At 71.8% G+C, this 7362-nt stretch carries 7 protein-coding genes; all 7 read left to right on the top strand.

The genetic code is table 11. The features are described 5' to 3' along the window. Positions 1 to 200: 200 nt before the first annotated feature. The gene (miaA, locus tag ACOJUJ_RS30405) at positions 201 to 1151 is read left to right on the top strand and encodes a tRNA (adenosine(37)-N6)-dimethylallyltransferase MiaA (protein WP_420130687.1); all 951 of its coding nucleotides are present in this window, start codon (positions 201 to 203) and stop codon (positions 1149 to 1151) included. A 64-nt stretch (positions 1152 to 1215) separates the two neighbouring features. Beyond that, positions 1216 to 1683 carry a hypothetical protein gene (locus ACOJUJ_RS30400; RefSeq protein ID WP_420130686.1) on the top strand — a complete coding sequence of 156 codons (468 nt, stop codon included), beginning with the start codon at positions 1216 to 1218 and terminating at the stop codon, positions 1681 to 1683. 323 nt (positions 1684 to 2006) lie between these two features. After that, the gene (locus ACOJUJ_RS30395) at positions 2007 to 2852 is read left to right on the top strand and encodes an FkbM family methyltransferase (protein ID WP_420130685.1); all 846 of its coding nucleotides are present in this window, start codon (positions 2007 to 2009) and stop codon (positions 2850 to 2852) included. Then, entirely contained in the window at positions 2849 to 3490 is a 642-nt protein-coding gene (locus ACOJUJ_RS30390; protein ID WP_420130684.1) for a hypothetical protein, read from the top strand. Before ACOJUJ_RS30395 ends, ACOJUJ_RS30390 begins: the two co-directional genes overlap by 4 nt. An 8-nt stretch (positions 3491 to 3498) precedes the next feature. Beyond that, on the top strand, positions 3499 to 4686 hold the full coding sequence (locus ACOJUJ_RS30385; RefSeq protein ID WP_420130683.1) for a glycosyltransferase family 4 protein: 1188 nt from the start codon (positions 3499 to 3501) through the stop codon (positions 4684 to 4686). Next, a complete protein-coding gene (locus tag ACOJUJ_RS30380) occupies positions 4683 to 5855 on the top strand; it encodes a hypothetical protein (RefSeq protein ID WP_420130682.1) in 1173 nt (390 codons plus the stop codon). The genes ACOJUJ_RS30385 and ACOJUJ_RS30380 overlap by 4 nt, the downstream gene beginning before the upstream one ends. Further along, positions 5852 to 6988 carry a glycosyltransferase family 4 protein gene (locus tag ACOJUJ_RS30375; RefSeq protein ID WP_420130681.1) on the top strand — a complete coding sequence of 379 codons (1137 nt, stop codon included), beginning with the start codon at positions 5852 to 5854 and terminating at the stop codon, positions 6986 to 6988. The genes ACOJUJ_RS30380 and ACOJUJ_RS30375 overlap by 4 nt, the downstream gene beginning before the upstream one ends. Positions 6989 to 7362: the final 374 nt, after the last annotated feature.

The raw sequence follows: 7362 nt of genomic DNA, 5'->3' as shown, positions 1-7362 counted from the left end.
GGTTACTGTGGGGGGGGGGGCGGGCCCCCGCCCCCGCTCCCCCCCCCCCCTTGGTTTTGGGGGGGGGGGGCGGGGGGCGGGGCGCGTCTGCCTCTCGCGCAGTCCATACCGAAGCGCCCTGAAATCCGGTGCGACGTTTATCCCCTCTCCCGCGCGGTTTACGGGAGAGGGCAGGCGAGGAACGAGCCGGGTGAGGGCCCATGCCTGAGGCGCTGGCCCTCGTCGGGCCCACCGGCTCCGGCAAGACCGCGCTGTCCATCGAGATCGCGCGGCGGATTGATGGCGAGATCATCTCCATGGATTCCCGGGCGGTGTACCGCGGGATGGACATCGGGACCGCCAAGGCGACGGAGGCGGAGCGGGGCGGGATTCCGCACTGGGGGATCGACATCGCGGAGCCGTCGGAGCGCTTCAACGCGGCGCGGTGGGCGGCGTACGCGCGCGAAAAAATGGCGGAGATCCGCGCGCGCGGCCGCGTGCCGATGCTGGTGGGCGGCACCGGCTTCTTTCTGCGCGCGCTCACGCATCCCATCTTCCAGGAGCCGGAGCTGGATCCGGACCGCCGCGCCCGCCTGCTGGAGTGGATGGAGCGGCAGACGGACGCGGAGCTGCACCGCTGGCTTTTGGCGCTGGACCCCGAATCCGCCGAGCGGCTGCGCGATTGGGGCGGGCGGCAGCGATTGATGCGCGCGCTGGAGGTGCCGCTGCTCACCGGCCGCACGCTGCCGTGGTGGCACCGCAACTCGCCCGCGGAAGAGACGCCCGTCACCGTCCTTCCGTTCGTGCTGGAGGTGCCGCGCGACCGCCTGTACGCCGGCATCGACCGGCGCGTGACGGAAATGGTGGAGGCGGGGCTGCTGGACGAGGTGCGCGGGCTGGTGCAGAAGTACGGCGAGGACGCGCCCGGGCTGAACGCCCACGCCTACATCGAGCTGTTCCCGTACTTTCGCGGCGAGCGGACGCTGGACGAGGCGCTGGACCTGGCGCGGGCCAACACGCGCGCCTACACCCGCCGGCAGCTCACCTGGTTCCGCACCAAGCTCCCCGGCGGCGCCGTCTGGCTGGACGCCACGCGCCCGCGCCGCGAGCTTGCGGACGAGATCGTCGCCGCCTGGAGCCGCGCGGTAGCAGAACCCGCGTCAGAAGGTTAGATCATCCCTCATCCAGCCCTTCATCCGTCCGCCCATCCCTCCCCGCCACACTCGAGCCCGCCGCATGAGGAACTCCCCGTCCATCATCCGCCGCTCCCTGGTGGCCCTGGCCGCCGCCGTCCTTCTCGCCGGGTGCGGCGGCACGAGGGCGGACGTGGAGATCGTCGGCATGCAGAACGGCGTGTCGCGACAGCAGTACCTCGCGATGCCCGGCAGCGCCCGCGTGGAGCAGGCGAAGGACGCGGAGTTCGGCGCGAAGACGCAGGGCGTCGCGGTGGAGGTGCTGCTCAAGATCGACGGCTACAAGGGGAGCACGCTCCCGCTGGCGTACACGCTGCACGACGCGCGCAACCAGCTCCCCTTCGTCAGCCGCAAGGCGCCCATCACGCCGGACAGCGACCAGTGGAGCAAGCGCGGCCACGTATGGCTCCCCGTGCTGGCGCCGGGCAGCTACTACGTGCAAGTCGTCCTCGGCGACTCCACCGGCCGCAAAACCAACGGCCCGCGGACGGAAGACTTCACGGTTCAATGAGTCGAGTACCCGCGCCCTGATCAGTCATCCTGAAGGCGGCGCCACCCCAAACCGACGGTGACGATGAGCTCGGCGCGCCGACTGAAGGACCTTGCCCGCAGAACTGTGAGTGCGGCCACGCGCGCGATACTCAGCCTCTCACCGAACCTCCCCCAGGGGTTTTTGGGGGAGGTGCGAGCCTAAGCGAGCGGAGGGGGCGTTCCCGCGGGGCCGGCTGCACGAGTGGGAGCACGAGTTGCAGAGTGGGCAGCTCAGCGACGGTTTTCGGCTTCACGATGACGCGCGTCCCCTGATCCACCTGCGGCTGGAACCCACCGAGCCCTATGCCTGACGAGCCGATCCAGACCGCCGAGGGACACGCCTACCGCCGCCGCTCTCCGCTGGAGGCACTGGGGGCGGCGGTGTCGCGGCTTCTGCCGGAAAGCGGGCCGCGCCGGTGGCTGCGCGCGCTGTACCACGGCGCGCTGGGGGGCGGGGGCGGCATCGCGTCCACCCTCCCTGGCGGCGAAACGGTGCGGGTGTTGCCGGAGTACCGCTTCATCGGCTGGAACCCGACCGAGTACGCCGCCTTTCGCGACGCGTCCGCGCCGGGGGGCGTGGCGCTGGACGTGGGGGCCAACGTAGGGGCGTACGCCCTGCTTTTGGGCGGGTGGATGCGCCCCGGCGGCCGGGTGTATGCATTCGAGCCGTCGCCGCGCGCGTTCGACGGGCTGCGGCGGCACGTGCAGATCAACGGGCTGGACGGTGTGGTGCGGCCGGTGCGGGCGGCGGTGAGTGACGCGGAGGGGACGGCGGCGCTGGCGGGCGCGGACCAGCAGGGCACCAGCCGCCTGGCACACCCGGATGACGGGAACACGATGACGGTGGAGACGATGACGATCGACGGCTTTTGTGTGCGCGAGGGGATCACGCCCACGCTCATCAAGATCGACGTGGAGGGGTGGGAGCTGGAGGCGCTGCGCGGCGCCCGCGACACCATCGCCCGCGGCGGTGATGGCCTGGCGCTGTTCGTGGAGATGCACCCCACCGTGTGGCGCGAGCGCGGGCTGTCCGCGGACGACCTGCGCGCCGAGCTGGACCGCCAGGGGCTGCGCGCCGTTCCGCTGCGCGACGTGGCGGATCCGTGGTCGCTGGAAGGCGAGTGCCTGCGCCTGGAGCGCGCCTCATGAGCCGCCCGCACTCCGGACGCAACGCCACCGCGCAGGCGGGCTTTCCCAAGGGCCGCGTGGGCTGGCTGATCGGCGCCATCATGCTGGCCATCCTGATCGCCGCCATCGTGCTGGTGCGCGGCGCGTGGGGGCCGCCATTCTCCAAATTCGATGCCGGCGTGCGCACGCTGGCGCTGCTGCTGATTGCCGCCGTGCCCGTCGCCGCGCTGGCGTTTGCGTGGAAGCGGCTGCCGCGCTGGGGGCGGCGCGTGGCGCCCATGCCGCTGGGTGTGCTGTCGCTCATGCTGGCCCTTCTGGCCTTTGCGCACGCCAAGATCTACGCCGAGCGCGTGCGGATGGAGCGCGACCCCGTCGCCGTGGCCACGGCGTCGCTGGCGGCTGGCGACACCACGTTCTGGGCGGTGGAAGACTCGCTGGGCAACCTGCTGGCGCCGCCGCTGCTCAACCGCTGCATCATCAACCGCTACGATACCCGCATCACGCCGGGGACGGACGGGATGACGGTGAACGGCCGCCACGCGCGCTACCGCCGCCGCGCGGCCGAGCGGGCGCTGGCGCACAACCAGGTGGTGATCGAGCGGCTGGGCATTCCGGCGGCGGAGGTGCGGCGGGTGGCGGACAGCTACTGTCCGGACTGACGCCGCCGGTGCGCATCCTTTTCGCCAACGACGGGATCGGCGACGCGGGCGGGGTGCAGAACTACCTGGGCGCCGTCATGCCGGCGCTGGCCGCGCGCGGGCACCAGGTCGCGCTGCTGCACCTGGACGCGCTGCGCGCCGATGCGCCCTCGCCCGCGCCGGCGGGGGCGCCGCACTTCGGGATGGCGCAGATGGGGACGGACGCGGCGCTGTTCGCCGCGCTGGCGTGGGGGCCGGACGTCGCGTTCGTCCACAACATGCGCCCGCTGGAGGTCGATCGCCGGCTGTGCGCCGCCGTGCCGACCATCAAGTTCATGCACGGCTACTTTGGTACCTGCGTGAGCGGGCAGAAGGCGCACCTGTTTCCCGGGCCACGGGCGTGCGCCAAGCCGCTGGGTCCCGGCTGCATCCCCATCTACGCCACCCGCCGCTGTGGCCGCATGCGCCCCGCCTACGTGGCCGAGGGCTACCGCTGGGCCAACGAGCAGAACGGCATGTTTGGCGGATACGCATCCATCGTTACCGCCAGCCGCCACATGCGCGACGAATACGTGCGCAACGGCGCCCCCGCAGACCGCGTGCATCCCATCCCCCTCTTTCCCACGATTTCCGGCGAGCCCGTCGACCCACGGCGCGACTTCCGCGTCCTTTTTCTGGGGCGCATGACCGCGATCAAGGGCGGCGACCTGCTGATCCGCGCCGTGGCGCAGGCGTCCAGGCGTCTGGATCGATCCATCCCGCTGACCATGGCGGGCGACGGGCCGCAGCGCGCGGCGTGGGAGGCGCTGGCGGCGCGGCTGCGAGTGGACGCGGTCTTTACGGGATGGGTGGATGACGACGGACGCGCGGATCTCTTTCGCAACGCGTCCCTGCTCGCCGTGCCCAGCGTGTGGCCGGAGCCGTTCGGGCTGGTCGGGCTGGAGGCGGGTGTGTTCGGCGTGCCCTCCGTAGCGTTCGACGTCGGCGGGATCCACGACTGGCTTACGCCGGGGTTCAACGGCTGGCTGGTGCCGGGCGACGCGCCGTCCGCCCACAAGCTGGGAGACGCGCTGGTGCACGCGGCGCGCAACCCGGACCTGCTGGCGCGGATGCGGGTGAACGCGCGCGCGATGGCGGAACGCATGTCGCTGGCGCGGCACGTGGAGGCGCTGGAGCGCGTGCTGGCGTCCGCCGCCGCCCCGGCGATGGCGGGATGAGCGCCCCCGTCTGGCACCTGCTCACGGGTGAGTATCCGCCGGAAGGCGGCGGGATCGCGGACTACACCGCGCTCCTGGCCCGCGCGCTGGCGGATGCCGGACGCGACGCGCACGTCTGGACCCCCGCGCGCGTGGAGCCGTCCGCCGAGGCCGGTGTGACGGTGCACCGGATGGGTGGGGTTTCCGGCGCGGCGCTGGCGCGGCTGGGCGCGGAACTGGACCGCTTTCCCGCGCCGCGGCGGCTGCTGGTGCAGTACGCGCCGCAGGCGTGGGGGATCAAGGGGATGAACGTCGCCCTCTGCCGCTGGGTCCTGTCCCGCCGCCGCGCCGGGGACGACGTTCGGGTGATGTTCCACGAGCCGTTCTTTCCCTTCGGCTGGCAGCGGCCGCAGCGCAACCTGCTGGCGGCGGTAAACCGGGTGATGGCGCGCCTCCTCCTCCGCGCGTCGACGCGGGCGTACGTCTCCATCCTCGCGTGGGAAGACCTGCTGCGCCCGCTCGCGCCGCGGGGGCTCAGGTTCACCCGCCTGCCGATCCCCTCCACCATCCCCTTCGCCGATCATCCCGACAACGTCCACGTCATCCGGGACGCGATGACGGAGGGCGGCACGCACCCGCTGTTTGTCCACTTTGGCACGTACGGCGGCCTGATCGCGCCGCTGCTGGAAAAGGCGATCACCACGCTCACCCTGCACCGCCCGGATGCGCGCATCCTGCTGCTGGGCGCCGGCGGCCCCGCGTTCGCGGACCGGCTGCGCGCGAAGCATCCGCGGCTCGCGGACACGTTCTGGACGCCGGGGTTCCTGGGGCCGGAGGCGCTCTCGTATCACCTGCAGGCGTCGGACGTCGCCCTCCAGCCCTATCCCGACGGCGCCGACACGCGGCGGACCACGCTGATGGCCTGCCTGGCGAACGGCGTTCCCACGGTGACGACGACCGGCCGGTTCACGGACTTTTCGGTGATCCAGGCGCTCGCCGGCCACGCTTCCGCGAGCGATCCGTTCCAACTGGGCGGGATGGCCATCCTTGCGCTGGATCTCCCTTTGATGGCGGAGGACAGCGAAAGCCGCCTTGCGGCCGAGCGGGAAAAAATACGTGGGCTTTACCGGCAGCACTTCGCCATGGAGCACACGGTGGCGCGGCTGCTGGCGGACGAGGGCGGGGGATGAGGATCCTGCTCGTGGGCGACTACCCGGCGGACCTTACGCTGGGCTCGGCCAAGGTCTACTACAAGCTGCGCGAGGAGTTCGCCGCGCTGGGCCACCACTGCGACCTGCTGATGGGTCCGGACATCGCGGACCGGCCCACGAACTGGCGGGTGCGGCAGACGATTTCGCCGTGGCTGGCGGACCGCGCTATCCGCCGCGCCATTCGCGAGCGCGGCCCGTACAACGTGGTGGACGTGGCCAGCGCGGAGGGGATGGTGCTCGCCGCCCGCCGCCGCGCCGCGTTCGGCGACCGGCCGATCATCGTTTCGCGGTCGCACGGGCTGGAGCACCTGAACTACCGCCGCACGCTGGACGACGCCGCCGACGGCCTGATCGACAAGCCGTGGACGCGCCGCCTGTACTATCCCGCGGTGCGCCTGCCGCAGGTCGCCGCCGCCGCGCGCCTGGCGGATGCGATGATCGTCCTGAATCCCGGTGACCAGCGGTTCGCGACCGACGCGGGATGGAAGCCGGCGTCGCGCGTGCACGCCATCCCCCACGGCGTTTCCTCGCGCTTCCTGGCGGATGCGCCTGCACCGGACGCGCCGCGGGGCGGGGGAGTGCTGTTCTGCGGATCGTGGGACAACGTGAAGGGCGCGCCGTACCTGGCCCGCGCCATGGCCCAGCTCGCCGCTTCGGAGTATGCGCCGCGGCTGACCATCCTGGGTCCCGGCGTGCCGGAGGACGTGGTGCTCGCCTCGTTCGATGCGGCCGCGCGCCCGTTCGTCCGTGTGATCCCGCGCGCGCCGGAGGACGAGGTGATGCGCCACTACCGCGCGCACGACGTGCTGGTGGCGTGCAGCACCTACGAGGGGTTCGGGATGGTGATTGTGGAGGCGATGAGCCAGCGCCTCCCTGTCGTAGCCACCCCCGTCGGCTGCGCGCCCATGCTGATCCGCGACGGCGGCAACGGCGTCATCGTCCCCTCGCGCGACCCCGCCGCCCTCGCCGCCGCCCTCCGCCGCGTGATGGCCGACGCGCCCCTGCGCCGCGCGATGGGCGACCGCGCCGCCGAGACGGTGCAGCCGCTCACCTGGCGCGCCACGGCGGAGCGGACGCTGGCGGTGTATCGCGAGGCCGGTGCGCGTGAGTGAGTTTTCCTGGCGCATCCGGGAAATCACTTCGGCGCATCTGGGAAATCACTGTCATCCTGAGGGAGCGCACACCCGTAACTCTCAGAGCCACATAAGCTTGTGCGCGACTGAAGGATCTCTGGCGGAAACGGGCGGGGCCCGCCCCGAACCCAGCCGCAGCCGACAGGGTGGTGGGCCCATCCGGCAGATTCTTCGGTCGGCGCACGGGCGGTTGTGCAAGCCGGACGGATCGGGGTGGGCGCCTTCCTCAGCTTGACTTTGGCCCTTTCAGGCGGCGTAAGCCAGAGTTTGCGCCCAGTGCTCAAGCAGCGATGCTGGAATTGTGGCGCTCTCGCGGTCTGACGGCGAGTACGACATAAATTCGCTTGCCCAGA

Source organism: Longimicrobium sp., assembly GCF_048594345.1.
Classification (GTDB): Bacteria; Gemmatimonadota; Gemmatimonadetes; order Longimicrobiales; family Longimicrobiaceae; genus Longimicrobium.
The sequence above is the reverse complement of the archived record's forward strand: the minus strand, read 5'-3'. Positions and strand labels throughout refer to the sequence as shown.

What these genes read in the sequence shown, in the direction of transcription:
- ACOJUJ_RS30380 (WP_420130682.1), top strand. Translation starts at nt 4,683, where the DNA reads ATGAGCGCCCCCGTCTGGCACCTGCTCACGGGTGAGTATCCGCCGGAA.
- miaA (WP_420130687.1), top strand. Translation starts at nt 201, where the DNA reads ATGCCTGAGGCGCTGGCCCTCGTCGGGCCCACCGGCTCCGGCAAGACC.
- ACOJUJ_RS30375 (WP_420130681.1), top strand. Translation starts at nt 5,852, where the DNA reads ATGAGGATCCTGCTCGTGGGCGACTACCCGGCGGACCTTACGCTGGGC.
- ACOJUJ_RS30390 (WP_420130684.1), top strand. Translation starts at nt 2,849, where the DNA reads ATGAGCCGCCCGCACTCCGGACGCAACGCCACCGCGCAGGCGGGCTTT.
- ACOJUJ_RS30400 (WP_420130686.1), top strand. Translation starts at nt 1,216, where the DNA reads ATGAGGAACTCCCCGTCCATCATCCGCCGCTCCCTGGTGGCCCTGGCC.
- ACOJUJ_RS30395 (WP_420130685.1), top strand. Translation starts at nt 2,007, where the DNA reads ATGCCTGACGAGCCGATCCAGACCGCCGAGGGACACGCCTACCGCCGC.